The organism is Ruminococcus sp. 8Y-12, from assembly GCF_058119865.1.
The window spans coordinates 1077415-1099460 of record NZ_CM176623.1; the positions used below are offsets into that span (position 1 = coordinate 1077415).

Sequence of the window (22046 nt, forward strand, 5' to 3'; positions counted from 1 at the left end):
ACACTTATGGCCAAGTGATTATAAAAAGAGCACCAAATAGGGGGTTTCGGGGGTCAGGTCTGTCTTGCCTCCCGGAATTTTTTATATCATAGGATTAGGGTGTCAAAAGGTCAATGACCTTTGATATAAATTTGTACCTTGAAAACTTAACACGAAATAGCAAAAATGCCGAATATTTGGTATAATTACATTATCAAATACCGAGGTGATGAAATGGCTTTTGTTGCAAATGAAAATCAACAATTATCGTTAAACGATAGCACTTTTAATCTTACAGAAAGAGAAAAAAGAGTATTAGAAAAATCTTGGGCAAAAGTGTTTGCCGAAAAAGTTTTTCCGGCTATTGATGAAACTATTTTTTCTGCTTTGTACAGCACCAAGGCATCCCGTCCAAACACTCCAATTAATGTCATTGTTGGCGCGCTGATTCTAAAGGAAGCTTTGGGCGATACGGATGACGAACTGGTAGAGGCTCTTATGTTTGATATTCGTTACCAGTATGCTCTTCATACTACAAGTTTTGAAGAACAGCCTCTTAGTGATAGAAGTCTAAGCAGATTTAGAGCACGTGTGCTTGCTTATGAAACAGAGCATGACGTTGACTTGATTCACGAATGTACCGTTAAGATGGCTAAGGAAATCTCAGAGTTTATGAAGATTTCCCCAAGCATGCAGCGTATGGATAGTCTTATGATTGCTGCAAATATCAGGAATCTTTCTTTACTGGAATTGTTCTATACCTGCGTGGTAAATCTTGCAAAAATCATGGATCAGCGGGGTCATACAATTCCAGAAGAACAACATCATTATATTGAGAAAGATGATTTCAACCGCTGTATCTATCATAAAAGGGATTTAGATGCCACAGAAAGAACCATTGTTGTAATGCACGATGCTGAGATACTCATTCAGCAGTGTGGAAGCACCGGTGAATTTGATGATACAAGCGAGTATCAGCTTCTGATTCGTCTGCTAAAAGAAAGAACCATTATGGATGATGATGGAAAACGGCGCCTTCGAAAAAAAGAAGAAGTCGAAAATTCATCGGAGGTCCTTCTAAATCCATCTGATCCGGAGGCTACTTTCCGTTACAAAGCCGGAGGCAAAAATCTTGGCTATGTGGGAAACGTGGTAGAGTCTGTTAGTGAACATGGAAGTCTCATAACCGATTATGCATATGAGAAAAATATATATGCGGATAATCAGTTAATGAAAGACTACTTGAGTAAACAACCGCGTTTGAGTGATGAGGTTCTTTTAGTTGCAGACGGTGCATACAGCGGAGAAGAAAATTTGCGGATGGCAAATGACCATAACATCAAACTTGTCACAACGAACTTTACCGGACGTAAACCCGATGAACTCTACGCTGAATTTAAGTTTACGGAAGACGGACATTATCTGATTGAATGTATAAATGGATGTTCACCTGAAGAATGTAAATACGATTCAGGGAACGAGCGATCCGTTGCGTATTTCAAAAAGGAAACCTGCAGTTGCTGCCCATATAAAGAAAAATGCAAGCCACGATTTTTACAAACCAGAGTCAGAAAAGAAGTATCCTGGAAGTCTGTAGGAAGAGCAAAACAATTGCAATATATGAAAACAGAAGAATTCAGTAAGCATGCCCGTTTTCGTAATGGAGTAGAAGCAATACCGTCGCTTCTCAGGAGACGGTATCATATAGATAAGATACCAACACACGGAAAGAAAAGAACCCGTCTATATTTTGGCTTTAAAATCGCAGCATTAAATTTTCAAAAGCTACTAGATTATGCTGGTAGTCTGGATTCCTTTGCGCTTAAATCAAAAGCGGTATAAAAATCTGATAAAAAACCAATCGACTGACGATAACTAACTATGACATTTCACAGTTCAAAACCACTTCGTGTTAAATTTTCAAGGTACAAATAAATACTAATTAATGTTTTCATGTCTTTTGACACCCTAATCTACATAGGAAAGCGCTCCGGACTTCCCTATGTAAGAAAAGGAATGCACACAATGTGCAGAGGAAAGCTGCTTCGCAGCTGCACATTGGCGCGCAAAGTGTACAAGTCCCTCATGAGTGAGGGATTTAGGGAGTTGACGTGGACTCGTCCACTTTGTTCTACTTTAATGAATATAGTATCTCTATTGGGGCGCCCTAGCTGCGCCATAAATTACTGGAGGCCACAAGTGATAGATCTTTTGACAACAGAAATCAGGAGCTACAGCATTTAAATTATTTGTAAAAACACTTGACAATTAGTAAAACGAGTGTATTATATGCTTATAAAGTAAAAGGAATTTACTAAATAACCCCAAGAAAGTAACAGGAAGAGGAGGATTACTATGTTTAGCAATTTCGAGTACTACACACCAACAAAAGTTATTTTTGGAAAAAACACAGAGGAACAGACAGGTACTCTTGTAAAAGCGGAGAACTGTAAAAAAGTTTTGATTCATTATGGCGGAAAAAGTGCAGTGCGTTCCGGATTAATTGACAGGATCAAAGCATCTTTAGAACAGGTCCATGTTTCGTATGTGACTCTGGGAGGCGTAGTACCCAACCCACATTTGTCTTTGGTCTATGAAGGCATAGAACTGTGCAAAAAAGAGAATGTGGATTTCATTCTCGCTGTAGGGGGAGGAAGTGTCATTGACTCTGCAAAGGCAATTGGCTATGGAGTGGCAAACGAGGGGGATGTCTGGGATTTCTTTGAAAGAAAGCGTGAGGCGGGTGCCTGCCTTCCAATAGGCGTTGTGCTGACAATTGCAGCGGCAGGGAGTGAGATGAGCAATGGCTGTGTGATTACCAATGAAAAAGAAGGCCTAAAGCGGGCTTATGATACAGATTTGTGCCGCCCCAGATTCGCAGTGATGAATCCACAACTTACCATGACGCTTCCTGCTTATCAGACGGCCAGCGGCGTAGTTGACATTCTCATGCATACCATGGAGCGGTATTTCAATCAGAGCGACAATATGGAAATCACAGACTCCATCAGTGAGGCATTGATGAAAACGGTTATGAAATATGCCCGGGTGCTGACAGACAATCCATCTGATTACAAAGCAAGAGCAGAAATCATGTGGGCAGGCAGTTTAGCGCACAATGGCCTTACCGGGTGCGGGACAGACGGCGGAGACTGGGCAAGCCACAACATGGAGCATGAGCTTGGAGGGATGTTTGATGTGGCACATGGAGCCGGACTTGCAGCGATATGGGGGAGCTGGGCGCGATATGTGAGTCATGCTGCAATGCAGCGGTTTGTAAAGTTTGCTGTAAATGTGCAGGGGGTGACGCCTGGGGATTCCGATGAAGAGACCGTTGAGAGAGGAATAACAGCAATGGAAGATTTCTATCGTTCCATAGATATGCCCACATCTTTGAGGGAATTAGGGGTGGAACCCACTGAACAGCAGATCAGTCGGATGGCGGCAAGCTGTGAACAGGCCACGGGCGGAGCAAATGGCTGTGTGGTTCCGCTAAAGAAGGAAGATATGATTCAAATATACCAGATGGCAAAATGAGCGGTGTACGGGAATTAGTACTGAGGATAAAAATCCTTACTATATCCTTTTATGTGCTGCAAACAAAAGCGTCCTATGGTTTCAGCGGCGGGGGAAGGATTCGGGTATGACGAAAATAGGATTGAACAATACTTCATTGAAACAACAGAACAGAGGTCTGGTATTGAAGCTGGTTGTGACAGGGGAATGTACTTCCAGGATTGAGCTGTCAAAAAAAACTGGCCTCTCCAAAATGGCAGTATCCAACATCGTGGGTGAATTCCTGGAAGATGGCCTGATAGAGGAAAATGAGACCATGCAGAAGAGAGGCAAGGGGCGTAATCCTGTGCAGCTCTGCATACCTGCAAAAGCACCAAAGCTAATAGGGATCAATCTTTATAGAGAGAGATGCAGCATTGTATTGTGTAACCTGAAGCTGGATATTCTGCAAAAGGCCAGCTTTGGCCTAAATGAAAAAAACAGTAGTAAACTTCTGACCCAAATGTATAGAGCTATAGATCGCATTTTAGCTGAAAACAGAGAAGAAAAGATCTTTGGAATCGGAATAGGCGCAATAGGTCCGGTAAATTATAAGCAGGGGCAAATTTTAACCCCGCCAAATTTTTACGGTATTCATGATCTCAATTTGCAGGAAAAAATCGAGCAAAAATATAAGTTGCCGGTATATTTTGACGGGGAAAGCAACTGCGCTGCCATAGCTGAGAAATATTTTGGAAGCGGGAGGGCGTGTGAAGACTTCATCTATGTTGATCTTGCCAATGGAATCGGAACAGGGGTGATCACCAATGGAAAGCTATATAGCAATAGCAGCGGCATGGTGTGTGAACTGGGGCATACCAGTATTGACTGGCAGGGAAACCTCTGCAGCTGTGGAAATAAAGGATGTCTGGAAACCTATACATCCAGCAATGTGATAGCCAGGCAGCTCCAGGAAGCTACAGGTGAAAAAAAATCATTTCGGGAATTCTGCCTGGAAATGGAGGAGCTCCTTTTAAAAAGAGCGAAAGCCGAAGACAGCCTCTCGGAAAAAGCTGGGAGGATGGATGCAGTATTTCTGGATATGATGGAAAAGCTTGCCTGTGGAATGATAAGCCTTGTAAATGGTTTCAATCCTCAAAAAATTATTATCGGGCATGAGGGATTCTGGATACCTGACCATTATCTCAAAGTACTTGAGGAAAAGGTAAATGAAAGACATATAGCAAGGAAGTATCGGAATGTGCAGGTGACAAAATCTCACTTTGAAGCAGATGCAGCCTTGCGCGGATGTGCAAGCAGTCTTCTGACTGCTATTTTTGAAGGACAGCTGTTCTATCAGTAGAAGAATGAAAGGAAAGGTAAAAAATATGAGAAAAGTAAAATGGGGTGTTTTAGGAACGGCATTTATCTGTGAGAGAAGTACATTTCCGGGAATGCTTTCGGCAGATAACTGTGAGATGTTCGCTATTGCGGGCAGAAATATGGAGAAGGCAGAAGACTTTCAGAAAAAATATGGATTTGCAAAGGCATATGGAAGTTATGAAGAACTGCTGGCAGACCCGGAGGTGGAGGCAGTATATATCCCACTGCCAAACACCCTGCATTATGAGTGGACCATAAAAGCGCTTCAGAGTAAAAAGCATGTTCTCTGTGAAAAGCCCATTGCGCCCACAGCAAAGCAGGCACAGGAGATGTTCGAGACTGCAGATGAGAATCAGGTCTGTCTGATGGAGGCTTTTGCCTACCAGCACAGCCCATACATAGCGGCCTTGAAATCAGAAATTGAAAAAGGGATAATTGGAGAGATCCGATACATGGAATCTGCCTATATCACCTCAGATTATGACCTGAAGAATATCCGCATGCGAAAAGAGACGCTGGGAGGCTCTACCTATGATCTTGGCGTATACAATACCAGTCTGATTCAGCGTATATTTGATAAAGAACCTGCGGGAATCCAGGCAGTCAGCACCTTTTCTGAGGAGGGCATTGACACGTATACTTCCGTACTCATGGAATACCAGGATGGAAGCAAAGCGGCTTTTTCCTGCGGAATGGTGCTGGAGACCAATCTGGACAGACATAGCGAACGTTTCGAGATTCATGGGACAAAGGGAAGCATCAAAGGTGCCAATTTTGAATTCAACGGAGATGGGGATCTCAGCTACACGGTTACCACATTCGATGGCAGGGAGGAAACAAAGACTGTTCCCACGCCCCAGAATTATAAGCTGGAGGTGGAGCAGCTTGGAAGATGCATTGAGGATGGAGAAATGCCTGCGGTTTCAGCAGAATTTTCGATGGCAAACGCGAGAACCATTGATAGAATATTAGAGCAGATCGGATATTAGACATCCCAGAATAGTATAGGCGTGGAGCAGGAAACTTTTTATACTGAGTCGTTCTCTGTCCGAAATGCTGCTCAATGAACAGACAGTTAAAAGAAGTTTCATATAAATTTGATCATTACCCTGAAATAAGTTTAGCCTTATCTGAGAAGAGGATAGTATCTCTTGGATAAGGCTTTTTTTATATCATAAGAAAGTCCTTCGGAATTCCCTATGATATAAAAAGCCCTCCGGGCGGGATTCTTTTTCATTAAAAATTTCATGTATGAATATTTTGCATAAATATTTACACGATTGTTTTAGCGGCCTGCCAAAACACAGCTTTTCAGTGTTTTACAGTTACATCAAGAACAAAATATGATTACAAAAAAGTATGAATATGCAATTTTAAAGCAGAATGGATATATTTTTAGATAAATTTCTTTGCTAAAATTATATTACGTAAATGTTTATATAATGTTTTCGTTTCTTGCTTTAACATCAATAAGTACTCTGTGCGAAAATGGGAGGGGGAAGTTAGTTAGGTTATCGATACCTATTCTACAGGCCTGCGCATTTACTGCGCTGACCGCGTCTAATGCCGGTCATCACACTGGCGGAGATATCAGATACCCGAATGCTGAGGCAGTGGAGAATTTGACAGATACACAGAAATCTTATATTAAAAATCAAGTGACAAACGATGATGGCTCTGTCACCGTAACCTTTGAACAGAGGAGATGGACCGGTTTCAGGTGGCTGGACTACTACCTTGAAAAATATGCGGAAGTCTACGACAATCTGAAAGTGCATGATCCATCCTATCCAACACCTGAATACCTTAAAAGTGTTACAAAGCACGGCAACATCAAGGTGGTAGGGGATTTACAGGAGATTACCGAAGGATCTGAATATATCAAAAAAACCATCCTTGAAAATCCGGACGGCGAAGAGCTGTACATTCAGCATTGGGGCGGAATGAATACCACTGCCAGGGCTCTCAAGAGCATCAAAGAGGAGTATGAGGGTACGGAAGATTGGGACAGAATTTTGAATAAGATCAACAACGAAGTCACCCTTTACATGATATGGGACAACCAGGCACCTACATATGGTTCCTACGTGGCGCCAAATTGGCCTGGAATCCGGGTTATTGTAAGCCAAGACTGCTTCTTCAATTTCTACGCAACCTGGACACAGCCCCAGAGACATATGATCGAAGCACAGGAAACATGGTTCTGCAAAGCATGGACTGATACAATCGTCAATATAGGCAGCCCACTTACCAGCGAGTCCTTGATTCGGGTTCCATTTGATCTGTCCAATGCTTATTTGCAAGATCCTACCCATAAATTTTACACGGAGCCGGTTTATACCCCACCACATACAGAAGCAGATAATTTTCCGTTCTCTGATTGGGGCGACAGCGGAAGCCGCAACAGGAGCGAGAATGGATATTTCTACGCGGAGGGCGATACTCCGTCATACCTCTGCCTGGTTGACAACGGACTGAGAAGCAGTGAGGACCCGTCCTGGGGAGGCTGGGGAGGCCGGTTTGAAAAAGCAAATCCGGACAGGCCGAACGAGTACAGAGATGTAATCGGTTCAGGTAACCAGATGAACGGCGGATCAGCATACACAGCCGTAGCAGTTGACGTTCCGCCGGAAGGTTCCACAGTCCTGCCTAAGAACTGGACGTTCTCCCGCTGGGCGCCTGATTTTCAGGCTGATTATTCGGCACATGCAAAGTGGTCGGTTACAGACAAATATGAAGACGCAAACCACCATCCCAAGGCCGGTGTTATGAACGGACTTGATCTCACGGTTACCCCTGGGGAAATCATTGATTTCAATGGCGCTGCTTATGACCCGGACGGCGATGAGCTGACCTATAAATGGTGGCGCTATGCGGACGCAGATACCCATGCGGATACTGGAACCATTGAATTATCCGATACAAAAGACGTTACATTCACAGTTCCTGAGGATGCCAAGGTGGGCGATACCATCCACCTGATATTTGAAGTTTCCGATTCTAAGAGCAATGATCTTTATACAAGCTTAAAGAATTATAAGCGTGTTGTGCTGACCGTAGGTGTTGGCGTTGAGTTAAACAAGGCAGAACTCTCCTTAGAAAAAGGAACTGACGAAACATTATTTGCCAACTTCAATCCAGTTACTTCTATCGAGAATATTACTTGGACTTCCAGCGATGAGGGTGTTGCCACTGTGAGTGAGTATGGCAATGTAACAGCTGTGGGGGTTGGAACCGCTACGATCACAGCCACACTTTCCAATGGACTCTTTGCAACCTGTGAAGTAGCCGTAACGGAAAAAGTTCCTGATAAGGTGACGCTGCAGAAGTTTATAGACTATGCCCAGGAGGCAGTACAGGCGGACGATTACAAGCAAGTAGTAAAATCCGTGAGAGAGAAGCTTGAGGCAGCTTTGTTTGAGGCAAGAATGCTCAACAATGATCCCAATGCCACAAGTGACCAGGTTGACGCGGCGAAAAATGAACTGTTGAAATGGATTCAGGCTTTGGATATGAAAGAGGGCAATAAAGCCCTGCTTCTGGATGCAATTACCACAGCGGAATCTCACAATTTGACCGATTATGTAGCTAAGGGACGGGCCAGATTTAAGAGAGCTCTGGAGAATGCAAAAGAGCTGTTTGACAATGTAATGACTTCCCAGGAAGAAATCAATGAAGCCACAGATGAATTAAACAACGCTATGCTGGCTTTGAGATATAAAGCAAACACCGGATTACTGGAAGATCTTTTTAATAAGGTGAAACTGCTTAATACAAAAGTATTTAAGGAAGATAGCGTTACAGCTCTGCTGTCATCCATGAAGACTGCGGAGACTGTTTTAAATGCAGACTTGACACGAAATGAGCAGTCAGTAGTGGACGAGGCGTTCAATAACCTGTTAGACGCTATCAATGAGCTGGCACTGCGCGATAACACCTGTAAGTGTCCCACAACAGTAACATCTCCAAAGGCTGTACAGTTGAAAAAACCGGTAGGTCTAAAGCTCACCGCCAAAAAAGCAAGGTGGAAAAAAGTAGCGAACAATAATGGCTACACCCTGAAAATCAGACGAGGTAAGAAAGTTATAAAGACAGTACAGATTAAGAAGGGCAGAACGAGTTATACCATTCCTAAGAAATTACTCAAAAAAGGAAAGAAATATAACTTTTCACTTGTAGCAAAAGGAACAGGCAAATACAAAAATTCCGCAGCTGCGGTGAGTAAGTCCATCAAAGTGAAATGAGAGATTACAGAGAAGTATGCCCAGGAAAGACTAAGATAACGGTACAGGCTGGAACAAAAAAATATGTAGCCACAGTTCATGTGAAATAAACATTAAAGTGTAAAGAGAAAATTTATATTCACAAAGCGAATCCCTTAGAGCTGCTGCTCTCGGGGATTCTTTTTGGATAGCTGTCATTTTATTTTTGTCTAACCATTTGCATATGTAGTAGCTCACTACATATGCCCCAACAGAGACAACAAAAGATTCACCTTCCTCCTGGTGGAAAGAGCTGGCAGCAATTATATTATAAAACATAAAAATCAGAATGCAAACATTAAAAACAATTAGAGATGTAATTCTGCTTGTAGTATACGGGCATGGTATAAATAGTTCACGAAGTAGTAACTGCAATTAATACTGGGGAGGAGTCCTATATTAGTTATTCAAATTTGTTGTTGACAAAGCGACATAAATGACGCATAATTAAAAAAGAAACACATATGTCGCAAAAGGAGGCGCAATGGGAGAAAAGGGAGAAAAGACAAAAAAGAGGATATGTATGGCTGCATATAAACTGTTTGCTGAAAAAGGATACAAGGATGTGACAATGAAGGACATCTGCGAGCAGACCGGACTCAGCCGGGGAGGTCTGTACCGCCACTATACGGGCACGGAGCAGATTTTTTTAGAAATCGTGACAGCGCTCATGGACAATCAGGAGAATGAGTTTAAAGAGAAGATAGGGAGGCACATTCCGGCGGCAAAGATTCTGGAGGATGTCCTTTCCAGGTATGAGGGGGAAATGATTGACAGCAGCCATTCCCTCAGCCTGGCAATCTATGAGTTCTTTAGCAATGGGAGCATCTCTGCGAGTGAAAACTCCATATCCAGGCAGTATCAGAAGTCCAGGGATATGTGGGTGGAGCTCATTGATTATGGAATTAAGACAAAAGAGTTTCAAGAAACGGACCCGGAGGCGGTGTTTGACCTCATCGTTTTTTCCTACCAGGGAGTTCGGATGTACAGCAAGCTTATGCCAATCGATGAAAAGATACCGAAGAGGATAGTTGACACTGTGAAACATTTATTATTGATAGAGCAGAAAGGAGAATAAACATGAATACAATCTTTTATAAATCAAGGCAGGATGCTTTAGCCTTTATCAATCCCACGGATGTCACAAAGCCTGTGGAGCAGTTTCCTGATATCTGCATATCCACCTTCTCCAAACAGATTATTGATAAGTTTGCAGCCATGGAAGGAGTGGAGAGGATTGCAGAACTGTACAGTGCCAATGGAATCAACCCTGTATACAAAATCCGGTATGGAGGGCGGGAGATTGCATTTTACCTCTCTTTGGTGGGTGCACCTGCATGTGCGTGCGGACTTGAGGAAATGATTGCAATGGGAGGCAGAAAGTTTGTTTTTTTCGGCTGCTGCGGGGTGCTGGATGAACGCAAGGTGGGAGACCGTTTTATTATTCCCACAGGAACTGTCAGGGAAGAGGGTACCAGCTATCACTATTTGGCGCCGGAGGAGGAGCTAGAGCCGGATCAGGAGGTGACATCCATTGTAAAAAGATGTCTGAGAACCCATGGCTATCCTTCTGTATCCGGGAGGATATGGACCACAGATGCCATTTACCGGGAGACCAAAGAGGCTATCATGGAATACAAAGAGATGGGCTGTCTGGGAGTGGACATGGAATACTCCGCGCTGCTGGCTGTTGCAAAATACAGAAGGGTGAAGTTGGGGCAGTTTTTTTATGGTGCAGATAATCTGGACAGCCAAGTATGGGAGCCCAGGGATCTGACGGACTATGGATTCACCAATGCCCAAAAGTATATGCTGCTGGCCTTCGAGTGCGGTCTGGCACTGTAAAGATATCAGGTCTGTTACAGGCTGCGCCGGGTGGTAGCGCCAGTAACAGACCTGACCCGTCTGAATGGTTACGCTTACTTGTGAACAAGTTGTATAAAAAATAAAATACCTATTGACAACTGTTGTGTAATGTGTATAATGTAATTATATTGAAACGATTCAAAAAAGGGAAGAGGAATGAATGGCTACTATAAAAGATGTTGCTATAGAAGCAAAAGTATCAGTGGGTACAGTATCAAATGTCCTCAATAAGAAAAACCATGTAAAAAAGGAAAAAGAGGAAAGAGTTTTAGCGGCAATGGAAAAGCTGGGGTTCCACTATAATCTGACTGCCAAAACTCTGAGGACGCAGAAGTCAAATGATATAGGCTTGATCCTGCCCAATATTACAAACCCCTACTATCCCGAGGTGGCCAGGGGAGTCGAGGATGCGGCGCAGAAACAGGGATTTTCCACTTTTTTGTGCAATACGGACAGAAGTGAGGATAAGGAAAGAGGTTACATAAAATCACTTCTTGCGAAAAACGTCAGGGGACTCATTATCATGAAGCATCAGCTTAGGGAGGAGGAGCTTTTACAGCTTTGCAAGAGTGTCCCAGTGGTGCTTGTGGATGAAGATCCCACCAAGGGAGATGCAAGCGGCATTATGTACATAAACAACAGCGATTATGAGGGAATACGCAGTGCCGTAGAATATCTGAGAAGCAATGGACATAAAAGAATCGGTTTTATCCATGGGCTGAATGATTCCTATTCCAGTTTCTGCAGATACCAGGGGTTTATTGACTATTGCCAGGAGCATAATCTGGAGCTTTACGCAGATTATATTTCAAATGGAAACTACAGTATGGAGGGCGGATATCTGGCCACTGAAAGAATGCTGGGATGCCCTAAGCTTCCCACAGCAATTTTGGCAGCCAATGATTTGATGGCCATAGGCTCCATGAAGGCAATCCAGAAAAAGGGATGTAAGGTGCCGGATGATATCTCTGTGATGGGATACGATGATATAAGCTTTGCAGATATCGTCACACCGGCATTGACAACTATCCACCAACCCACCTATGAGTTGGGGATGGAGAGTGTGGCTCTCTTGCTGGGGCAGGCGCCCCCGGGGAAGAGAAAAGCAAAGCTTGGTGATAACAGATTAATTGTACGGGACAGTGTCAGAGAGAGGATCAGGTAGACACAGACAAGGAGGTGAGCCATGAAAATCATCATTGGCAACGACCACGGCGGATATGGTCTGAAATTAGACATCCTAAAGTATCTGCAGGAAAGAGAGATTGAATATCAGGATGTGGGCAGCCATTCCAATGATATAGTCCGCTACCCCTATTATGCCGTGGAGGTGGCGGAGGCTGTTCGAAACGATGAGGATGCAAGAGGCATACTAATCTGCTCTACCGGGATTGGAATGAGCATTGCGGCCAACCGGTTCAAGGGGATAAGAGCTGCCCTCTGCACAGATTCTTATATGGCAGAGATGACGCGGAGACATAATGATTCTAACATCCTGTGTCTGGGAGGCAAAATTACTGCTGTCCGGGAAGCCTTAGAGATCGTAGAGATATGGCTGAATACGGATTATGAGGGTGGAAGACACGATATCTCTTTGGACCTGATTTCCAAGCTGGAGATGAAAACCAGCAGGGATCTGGAAAGATCTGAGTTCCAGGAATTTATAGAACAAAAGTCAGGAGGTCAATAAGAGTGAAAACGTCTATCGCAATTGCGGACATCAGTGCAGCGCCGGAGGCCTTTGTGGTTTGGAGAGGGTTTGAAGAATCTATAAAAAAGGCCGCAGCGCTGGGATACGATGGGGTTGAGCTGGCCCTGAAAGGCGCGGACGAGATCCAGCCCCAGTGGCTGTCCAAATACTTAAAAACATATAATCTGCAAGTCAGCGCAATTACCACCGGTCGTATTTTTGCAGAAGAAAACTTGTATATGACAACTAAAGATGAGGAAAAGAAAACAAGGCTACTGGAAGAATTTTTTAAATTGATTAAGGCGTTAAGCCCTTTTACCGATAAAATCAACATTGGCAGATGCAGAGGGCAGATTGAGCCGTGGGATACCAGAGGGGAGACGGAGCGAAGGTTTGTTAACACCATGGGAATGATTTGCGACTATGCGAAAAGATATGGGATGCGCATACTGATCGAGCCGGTGAACCGTTATGAATGTAATTTTATCAATACTATAGCAGAGGCATCGGACCTTATAGGAGAAATTGGCAGGGATAATTGCGGAATCCATGCAGATCTATTCCATATGAATATAGAAGAAAAAAGCATGGAAGAAAGCCTTATAAAATATAAGAGACAGATTGAATATATTCATGTGGCAGATTCTAACAGATATGCTCCGGGTATGGGGCATATAAATTTTAGGAAAATATTTGAAACGATTCAAAAAATTGGGTATACGGGGTGGCTGTCTGTTGAAATACTGCCGGTACTGGAGCCGGATGAGATGGCCAGGAAATCCATAGAATTTTTGAAGAACTGTCAGATGGAGTTTCAATAAGTATACCATTTCTGGTATACCGCAACTTATGGCGCAGCAAGTGCGCCCCTAATAGGATACTCATCCAGCATTCCAGTAATATGGAAATGGGAGGTTTTAGATACTAATATTTCAATACACAGGAAAGGGGGAAGTATAAGACAAAGGATGAGTGAACAATACAGGTAGCTGTCACGCAGGTCTGTAGGGTACTGCACAGTTACCCAAATAGGAACTATATGCAAAAACTGATGAATGTAAAGAGAGGGAAAAACATGAAAAGAAGAATAGTTGCATTGGTAGTATGTACCGCAATGTTAATGGCTGGATGTGGTGCAAAGGCAACGCCGGAGGAGAGCGCTCAGAGCGGCAGCACTAAAGATGAAAAAGTCACTTTGAAAATTTTAACATGTGATGAAGCGGTAGACGAAGAAATGATTCAGGCATTTAAGGATGAGAACCCAAATATTGATGTAGACCTAACATTTGTGCCGAGCGGTGATTATGCAGGTAAATTCTCCGCGCTGGCATCCTCAAATGACATTCCGGATGTACTGTGGACTCAGGCGGGATATTACGCGGACCAGGTTGGGGAAGGTTTACTTATGGATTTGTCCAAGGAACTGGATGGAAAGTCCTATGAAGGGGACAGAACCTGGAGAGAGTCTTTTGAACCCGCCCTTCTGGAAAACTGTGAAAGCATCATAAAACAGGCGCATCCGAATGAGACATCCTTTGACTACGCAGTTCCGTTTTCCATGGTATCCGTAGCTGTGTTATATGATAAAAATGTGTATGAGAAACTGGGCCTCTCCGTGCCGGAGACGTGGGAGGACTTCTTGGGCAACTGCGAAGCGCTTAAAAATGAAGGACTGATTCCTATTTCTGTTCAGTCCCCCACCACTATCGATTGGATGCCGCGCTTGTTCTGGGATCAGTTCTGCAGAAAGGAATTGGACGAGGAAGGCAAAAAATTTGAAGACGGCACCATGACATTCCAGACAGAATCTGTGAAGAAGAGCCTGGAGGAATGCAAGGCGCTGTGGGATAAAGGATATATTACAGATAACATGCTGACGGCTGATATTGAGACAGTACAGCAGATGTTTATCCAGGGTAAACTGGGGCATTTACTGATTGCACCGGACAAGCTGGAGTATCTGATGAACAATGCACCGGATACCATGGAGCTCGGGACCTGCGTGCTTCCGGGTATCGCGGGTCTCCCCTCCAGATCCATGGGAGGTTCAGGCATTATCTTTGCGGCCAGCGCAAATACAGAGCACCCCGAAGAGGCTGTGACATTCCTGAAATATCTGACATCCAAAACCAACTTTGAGACAGACCCGGGGCTGAAGTACCGCAACGCAGGCGTAAAAGGCATTACAAAGGATGACGCTGAACTAAATGAGCTGCTGGCCGGATTCAATAAAGCGGCTGAAAACGGATTCTGTCCGGAGCTGTATGTTCCGGTTACAGTAACAACAGAGATTAAGACTGCATTTTTAACGGACCTCTATCCCAATTATTTGATGGGCAATTATGAACTGGATGATATCTGTGATAAGCTTCAGACCATGTACGAGGAATACCGGGCAAAATAAGGCATTACAACATTATGCAGGATGTCAAATCCTGCATAATGATCTTACAGAAAGCAGGTGGGTAACATTAAACTCAAAAAGTTTTTCACGGATATCAAAGAAAGCATACCCGCATATTGTCTGATTGCGCCAACGATTGCAGTATTTGTTATCTTCCTTTATATTCCGCTTTCCAACGCATTTCGGATAAGTTTATTTGAATATAAAGGGTACGGCAGCATGGATAAGTTCGTGGGACTTGAGAATTACTTAGAGGTTATTGGAGATAAAGCCTTTTGGAATTCTGTGTGGCATACGCTTACTTTAATCGGTTTTGATTTGCTGGTATCCATTACCATTGGATTCTTGCTGGCATATGTGTTATTCAGAGGAATTAAGGGAAAAAAGTTTTTCAATGTGGCGTTTTTTATTCCATATTTGATTTCAATGGTGGTTGTGGGATGTATATGGAAAATCATTTATGACCCCACCCTGGGTCCATTGAACCAGCTTTTGGATATATTGGGGCTGGGAGCCCTAAAGCACTCCTGGTTAGCGGATCAAGGGACAGCCCTTGGATCCATCATTGTTACCTGGATATGGAGAACCATCCCCTTTAATATGCTGATCTTATACGCCAATATCATGTCTCTGCCTACAGACTATCTGGAGGCGGCTGAATTGGACGGGGCGAATGCGTTCCAGAGAATCCGATATGTCATTCTCCCATATCTGACCCCCACATTTATTACCTTGATGATCCTGACGATCACCAACGATTTGAGGGCCTTTGATATGGTCTGGACTATGACAAAGGGAGGTCCGGGAGGAGCGACCGAGGTGATCACATCCTATATATACCGGGCGGCATTCTCCAGCCAGAAATTCGGCACAGCGTCCACGGCATCTATTATTATGATGGTAATGATGGTGGTGGTCACATTGATTTCCCAGCTGACAAAAAGGAGAGAAAAGGCATGAATAGAAAAAAGATATTAAGATTTCTGACTTTTTTATTACTTGTTATTTGGGCCGTGATCTCTCTCTATCCCTTGCTGTGGGTGATCTTCCAGGCTTTTAAAACAGAATCGGAATTTCTCTCCAGCATCTGGACACTGCCCTCAGGGCTTAACTTTGATAACTTTATAGTGGCGTTTGAGAAAGGGCATTTGGGCGTTTATCTAAAAAATACGGTTAGGAACACTCTTGTAACAGTGGCCGTGGATCTGGCGTTCATTACCTTAGCCGGGTATGCATTCACGAAGATGAAAATGAAGTTTCGAAAGTTCTTTTACTATTTCATTTTGTTAAACATGCTGATCCCCACACCTATCATTCTGCTGCCCATGTACATGCAGGTGGTGAATCTGGGAATCCAGAATACTCTGCCCGCAATCGTCTTTCCTTATTATCAGGGGTTTGCACCCCTTGGGTTGCTGCTGATTACGAACTATATGAAAGAAATTCCGGAGGAGATCACCGAAGCGGCCCGCATTGACGGGTGCGGAACTCTGGGAATCCTGTGGCGGATAATGGTTCCGCTGGTGAAACCCATGCTTGTAACCTTGGGTATCTTAGGCGGTATGAGCGCATGGAATGAATTCCTGTGGGCCCTTGTGTCAATCAGCGATACGAATCAGACTACTTTGTCGGTGGGAATCGCATCCCTCAGAGATCAGACCACAAACTTGGGTAACACCCCGGTCTTTGCGGCACTGACCGTAGCGGCAATGGTGTTTGTTATCCTATACCTGTGTACACAGAAGGTGTTTGTACGCTCCATTACCGCGGGGGCGGTGAAGGGTTAAGTACACCCTTACACCTACATATTTAAAAGGAGAAGAATACGATATGGAAAATCATTTAGAGATCTTAGAGAAAGAGTTTCAGACTCCGCCCTCTGAATATAGGGGCGCCCCCTTCTGGGCATGGAATATGAAACTGGATAAAGAAAGATCTGTAAAGCAGGTTCAGCAGTTTGCGGATATGGGAATGGGCGGTTTCTATATGCACAGCCGTGTGGGGATGGCGACACCCTACCTGGGGCCTGAATTTATGGAATGCGTGAAGGCTTGTGTAGAGGAGGCAAAAGAGAAGGGCCTGCTTGCCCGCCTGTACGATGAGGACCGGTGGCCCTCGGGATATGGGGGAGGTTATGTGACTTCAGAGGAAGAACTCAGAAGCAAGTACCTGGTAATCACACCGTTTAAAAATGGAACAGCAGATTATCCTGAGCCTATTTTTGATTCACGGGCAGTGGTATCCCCAAAGGGAGACGGAAGATTTCTGACCGCCTTTTATGTGAAGATCGGGGAGAGGGGAGAGCTGGAGGATTACCATACCTGTGTGGAGGACGCACCCCATAAGGAGGGATACAAAAAATGGTACGTGTACCTGGAGACCGGGATTGATAACCCTTGGTTTAACAATAAATCCTATGCAGATACTCTGAATAAAAAGGCTGCGGACAAATTTTTAGATGTGACCTATGAAGCCTATTACAAAAATCTGTCCGGGGATTTTGGAAAGAATATCCCCGCAATTTTTACAGATGAACCCCAATTTGTGGCGAAACAGAACCTGGGCAGCGCAAATTCCCTGAATGCGGTAATCCTGCCCTTCACCGGGGATTTTGACGAGACATTCCAGGAAAAGTATCACAGCAGTATACTGGCACATATACCGGAAGTTCTCTGGGATTTACCGGGAAAAGAGATTTCCAGATACCGCTACTGGTACCATCTGCATGTGACAGACAGGTTCTATGAGGACTTTGTCAAGCGAATCAGCAATTGGTGTGATGAGCACGATATCCTGCTGACCGGCCATCTTATGGAGGAGCCAACACTCCATACACAGACATGCGCGGAAGGGGATATCATGAAAGGACTAAGCGGCTTTGGAATCCCCGGAGTCGACATGCTCTGTGACTTCAGAGAGTATACAACCGTAAAGCAGGCGCAGAGCGTGGCGCATCAGTATGGAAGAAAATGGGTTGCCAGCGAGCTGTACGGAGTTACAAACTGGGACTTTGATTTCAGGAGGCATAAGCTGCAGGGAGACTGGCAGGCTGCGCTGGGAGTGAACCACAGAATCCATCACCTGACCTGGATGAGTATGGTGGGGGAAGCGAAAAGAGATTACCCGGCCTCCATTGGATTTCAATCCCCATGGTACAAAAAGTATGCCCTGATTGAAGACTATTTTTCCAGAATCAATGTGATCATGACGCAGGGAAATCCTCTGGTAAAGGTGGCTGTGATTCATCCCATAGAATCCTACTGGGTTATCTTTGGGCCAAATGAGCAGACAAAGGAGGAGCGGGATGCGCTGGATAAGAGCTTTGCGGATCTGATTGAATGGCTTTTGTTTGGCATGATTGACTTTGACTATATTGCGGAGAGCCTGCTTCCGGAATTGTGGGAAGAAAATCGTGTAGGCGAGATGGAATATGATACCATAGTGGTTCCAAACTGTAAGATATTGAGGAAGACAACGCTGGACTTCCTGAAGGCTATGGAGAAAAAGGGCAAGAAAATTATTTTTACAGGAGAGATTCCCACATTGATCGATGCCCCAAAAGACGATTCCGTAAAGCAGTTCGCAGCTGAATGCACCTACGTAGACTTCTCCAAAGATACCCTCTTACGCGCTTTGGATGAGGACCGCATTCTGGATATCCATTTTGAGGGGAATAAATTCCTGAAAAAACCCTGGCATAAGAAAAACTGGGACGGTGAGAGGACCGAAAAATATATTTACCAGTGCAGAAAGACGGGAAAGGCGGAGTATTTCTTTATCGCCAACGGCAGGGCTATGGACAATCCGGATTCTGCCAAAGAGGATAAGATCCGGGTTACGCTTAAGGGCCTAAGAGACATTACTCTGCTGAATCCTCTGGACGGAACAAAGGAAACATTACCTTGCTGGCATGAAAATGGAAACACAAATTTTATCTATACACTGTATGAGCAGGACAGCCTGCTCTTAGAGACAGAACCCGCTAAGGAGGTCAATACGGACCGGCCCGGGAAAGAGGATGCGAAGTGTGCGGCCCGCAGATTGGATCTTTTTGAGGAAGTTGTGAACCTTGTAAGGGAAGAGAAAAATGTTATGGTGCTGGATATAGCACAAGTATCTATCGATGGGGAAGAGTATATGCCAAAAGAAGAAATCCTCAGGATTGATGAAAAGCTCAGAGAGCGATTCGGGTATCCGCTGCGCACCGCGTCCGTGCCACAGCCATGGGTATTGCGGGAAAAGGCAGGGGACCACTGGCATGAGATTAAATTAAAATATGAGGTGAACGCCTGTGATGATATGACGGACTTAAAGTTTGCGGGTGAAGATTTGAATCAGAGCAGGATATGGTTTGATGGAGAGTTGTTAGGTGCAGTGGAAAAAGGATATTTTGTGGATGAGGACATTACTGCCGTCCGGTTCCCGGATGTGAAGGCAGGAAAGCATGAGCTGGTAGTGGAATTACCCTTTGACAAGAATACGAATCTGGAGTCGTACTACATTCTGGGAGACTTTGATGTGGAGGTCACGGGCGCTGAGGGCAGATTACAGACCAAACGCACAGAATACGGCTGGGGTGATATTGTAAACCAGGGTATGCCCTTTTATGGCGGAAATGTGGTTTATGAATTTGAAAAGTTTCTTGACAAAGGCGTCTATGAAATTCAGGTCTCCAAATACCGTGCAGCACTGCTCGATATTGAGATTGATGGAAAGGCCGTTGGCTCTGTCTTCTACTCTCCGTATCGGCAGAAATTTGAGATTGAAACCAGCGGGATTCACAAGATTGGTATCAAGGCCTACGGAAACCGGATAAATACATTCGGCAGTCTGCATGACTGCGACGAAAATGAGATTTTCTTTTATCCCAATTCCTGGAGGACCAGAGACGAAGACTGGTCCTATGAATACCAGTTCCGCAGATGCGGAGTTTTGAAAGCACCTGTATTATATAAATATTGAAAAAAGAAGGTGGAAGAATGAAGGCATTAGTCAAATATGAAGAAGGCCCGGGCAACATGGAAATCAGGGAGGTCCCGGAGCCTGAGGCCGCCAAGGGTATGGTGAAAATCAAGGTGGTAGAGGCAGGGATATGCGGGTCGGATCTGCATATATACCACAGCGACATCGCCATTCCGGTCAGACCTCCTGTTACTACGGGACATGAATTTTCCGGGATTGTCGCGGAAGTGGGCGAAGGGGTTACGGCTTTTAAGCCCGGCGACAGAGTGGTGTCGGAAACGGCATTCTATTACTGTGGGAAATGTGATTACTGCAGGGAAGGGTTTTACAACCTGTGTGTTGAGAGAAAGACATTGGGGTACTGGTTCAACGGCATTTTTGGCAGCTACACCGTTGTGCCTGAGGACCGCGTTCACAAAATTGCGGACCACGTAGACTTTACATCCGCGGCCATGACGGAGCCTCTGGCGTGTGTATGCCATGCGGTTTATGACCAGTGCAGGATAGAGGGGGGCGATGTGGTGCTGGTGATTGGCTGCGGAGCCATCGGCATCATGTCTGCGCAGGTTGCAAAGGCCAATGGGGCAAAAGTCATTTTGTCCGGCATGAGCGCTGACAGGGAGAGACTTAAGCTGGCAGAGGAAATAGGTGCCTGCGATTATACAGTCGATGTACAGAGAGAGGATATGAAGAAACTGGTCAATGACCTGACTGGCGGGTATGGTGTGGATGTGGTACTGGAGTGCTCCGGTTCACAGTCAGGCACATGCTCAGGGCTGGATCTGATTAAAAAGAGGGGGTATTTCTGCCAGATTGGGCTTGGAGGGAAAGAGATCCAGTTCCCCATTGAGACCATCTGTTATAAAGAACTGCATTTTTCCGGCTCCATGGGGTCCCGAAGACATAGCTGGACAACGGCCATTAAGCTCATTGAGGACCAAAAGGTGAACTTAAAGCCCCTGGTTACAAAGAAACTGCCACTTACACAGTGGAAAAAAGCGTTTGACATGTTTGAAAACAAGGAAGGCTGCAAGCTGTTCCTGATACCAGAGTAAGCCGTGTATCATAAGAAATAAGACAAGGGAGAAGGTAAAATGAGAGACAGTATACATAAATATTTTAAAGTTGGAACCATTCAGTGGATGAGCTACCCAAATAGCGATCCCATGGATTCTTTAAAAGAGATTTGCAGAGATGATTATTTTGACGCCATTGAGGTCAAAGGATACGGTGAAAAGAATGAGGAGGCCAAAAGACTGCTAAAGCAGAGCCACTTGGCCGTATGCTACGGCGCCCAGCCCAGGCTTCTGGGGCCGAAACTCAACCCCAATGCGATAGAGGAGGAAGAGCGCAAAAAGGCAGAGGAGACTTTACTTCAGGCTGTGGATGAGGCAGAATACCTTGGGGCAAAAGGCATTGCCTTCCTGGCGGGGAAGTGGGAGGAAGCTACAAAGGCAAAGGCCTATGAACAGCTGCTCAAGACTACGAGGAACGTCTGCGACTACGCGGCGGAAAAAGGAATGAACGTGGAGCTGGAGATTTTTGACTTTGATGTAGATAAGGGGGCGCTTATCGGCCCTGCACCGTATGCGGCACAATTTGCTGCGGATATGCGGACTACAAACAGCAATTTCGGGCTGCTGGTGGATCTCTCCCATTTCCCCATCACGTTTGAGGACAGCCGTTTCGTAATCCGTACCTGCCGTCCTTATATCACACATTTCCATTTTGGAAATGCGGTGGCCGAGAAGGGATGTGATGGCTATGGCGACCTTCATCCCCGAATGGGTTATCCCAACAGTGTGAATGACACAGATGAGCTTGTAGACTATCTGAATGTTCTGAAGGAGGAGGGCTTCTTTCAGGCATCCCGGCCATATGTCCTCTCAATGGAGGTAACCCTGCGGCCCGGAGAGGATGAACGCATTGTCCTGGCAAATACCAAGAGAGTGCTGAACCGGGCATGGGCGCTGGTTGAGGATTAATGGTCAAATATAATTAAAAA

At 44.8% G+C, this 22046-nt stretch carries 16 protein-coding genes; all 16 read left to right on the top strand.

The features are described 5' to 3' along the window. Window positions 1-213 precede the first annotated feature (213 nt). The 16 genes from AC0THY_RS03810 (at window position 214) to AC0THY_RS03885 (ending at window position 22026) form a co-directional block, all read left to right on the top strand. Window positions 214-1821 carry a transposase gene (locus tag AC0THY_RS03810; RefSeq protein ID WP_489993145.1) on the top strand — a complete coding sequence of 536 codons (1608 nt, stop codon included), beginning with the start codon at window positions 214-216 and terminating at the stop codon, window positions 1819-1821. A gap of 513 nt (window positions 1822-2334) precedes the next feature. Further along, a complete protein-coding gene (locus AC0THY_RS03815; protein ID WP_489993146.1) occupies window positions 2335-3516 on the top strand; it encodes an iron-containing alcohol dehydrogenase in 1182 nt (393 codons plus the stop codon). Window positions 3517-3622: 106 nt separating this feature from the next. After that, window positions 3623-4837, top strand: coding sequence for an ROK family transcriptional regulator (locus AC0THY_RS03820; RefSeq protein WP_489993147.1), 1215 nt, complete (start codon window positions 3623-3625; stop codon window positions 4835-4837). A 25-nt stretch (window positions 4838-4862) separates the two neighbouring features. Next, window positions 4863-5846: a Gfo/Idh/MocA family protein gene (locus AC0THY_RS03825; RefSeq protein ID WP_489993148.1), complete on the top strand. Its 984-nt coding sequence runs from the start codon at window positions 4863-4865 to the stop codon at window positions 5844-5846. A 453-nt stretch (window positions 5847-6299) separates the two neighbouring features. Continuing rightward, entirely contained in the window at window positions 6300-9101 is a 2802-nt protein-coding gene (locus tag AC0THY_RS03830; RefSeq protein ID WP_489993149.1) for a nucleoside hydrolase-like domain-containing protein, read from the top strand. 502 nt (window positions 9102-9603) lie between these two features. After that, window positions 9604-10197 carry a TetR/AcrR family transcriptional regulator gene (locus tag AC0THY_RS03835; protein ID WP_489993150.1) on the top strand — a complete coding sequence of 198 codons (594 nt, stop codon included), beginning with the start codon at window positions 9604-9606 and terminating at the stop codon, window positions 10195-10197. Window positions 10198-10199: 2 nt separating this feature from the next. Then, window positions 10200-10964, top strand: coding sequence for a nucleoside phosphorylase (locus AC0THY_RS03840; protein WP_489993151.1), 765 nt, complete (start codon window positions 10200-10202; stop codon window positions 10962-10964). A gap of 181 nt (window positions 10965-11145) precedes the next feature. Next, complete coding sequence (locus AC0THY_RS03845; protein WP_489993152.1) at window positions 11146-12150, top strand: LacI family DNA-binding transcriptional regulator; 1005 nt, start codon at window positions 11146-11148, stop codon at window positions 12148-12150. 21 nt (window positions 12151-12171) lie between these two features. Next, complete coding sequence (gene rpiB, locus AC0THY_RS03850; RefSeq protein ID WP_489993153.1) at window positions 12172-12675, top strand: ribose 5-phosphate isomerase B; 504 nt, start codon at window positions 12172-12174, stop codon at window positions 12673-12675. Between the two features lie 2 nt (window positions 12676-12677). After that, window positions 12678-13496, top strand: a complete 819-nt coding sequence (locus tag AC0THY_RS03855) for a TIM barrel protein (RefSeq protein WP_489993154.1) — start codon at window positions 12678-12680, stop codon at window positions 13494-13496. A 254-nt stretch (window positions 13497-13750) separates the two neighbouring features. Next, complete coding sequence (locus AC0THY_RS03860; RefSeq protein ID WP_489993155.1) at window positions 13751-15079, top strand: ABC transporter substrate-binding protein; 1329 nt, start codon at window positions 13751-13753, stop codon at window positions 15077-15079. A 219-nt stretch (window positions 15080-15298) separates the two neighbouring features. Next, window positions 15299-16039 carry a carbohydrate ABC transporter permease gene (locus AC0THY_RS03865; protein ID WP_489993156.1) on the top strand — a complete coding sequence of 247 codons (741 nt, stop codon included), beginning with the start codon at window positions 15299-15301 and terminating at the stop codon, window positions 16037-16039. Beyond that, window positions 16036-16866: a carbohydrate ABC transporter permease gene (locus AC0THY_RS03870; RefSeq protein WP_489993157.1), complete on the top strand. Its 831-nt coding sequence runs from the start codon at window positions 16036-16038 to the stop codon at window positions 16864-16866. The genes AC0THY_RS03865 and AC0THY_RS03870 overlap by 4 nt, the downstream gene beginning before the upstream one ends. A 43-nt stretch (window positions 16867-16909) precedes the next feature. Then, complete coding sequence (locus tag AC0THY_RS03875) at window positions 16910-20041, top strand: glycosyl hydrolase (RefSeq protein WP_489993158.1); 3132 nt, start codon at window positions 16910-16912, stop codon at window positions 20039-20041. A gap of 17 nt (window positions 20042-20058) precedes the next feature. Continuing rightward, on the top strand, window positions 20059-21096 hold the full coding sequence (locus AC0THY_RS03880) for a zinc-dependent alcohol dehydrogenase (protein ID WP_489993159.1): 1038 nt from the start codon (window positions 20059-20061) through the stop codon (window positions 21094-21096). A gap of 39 nt (window positions 21097-21135) precedes the next feature. Then, the gene (locus tag AC0THY_RS03885) at window positions 21136-22026 is read left to right on the top strand and encodes a sugar phosphate isomerase/epimerase family protein (RefSeq protein ID WP_489993160.1); all 891 of its coding nucleotides are present in this window, start codon (window positions 21136-21138) and stop codon (window positions 22024-22026) included. Window positions 22027-22046: the final 20 nt, after the last annotated feature.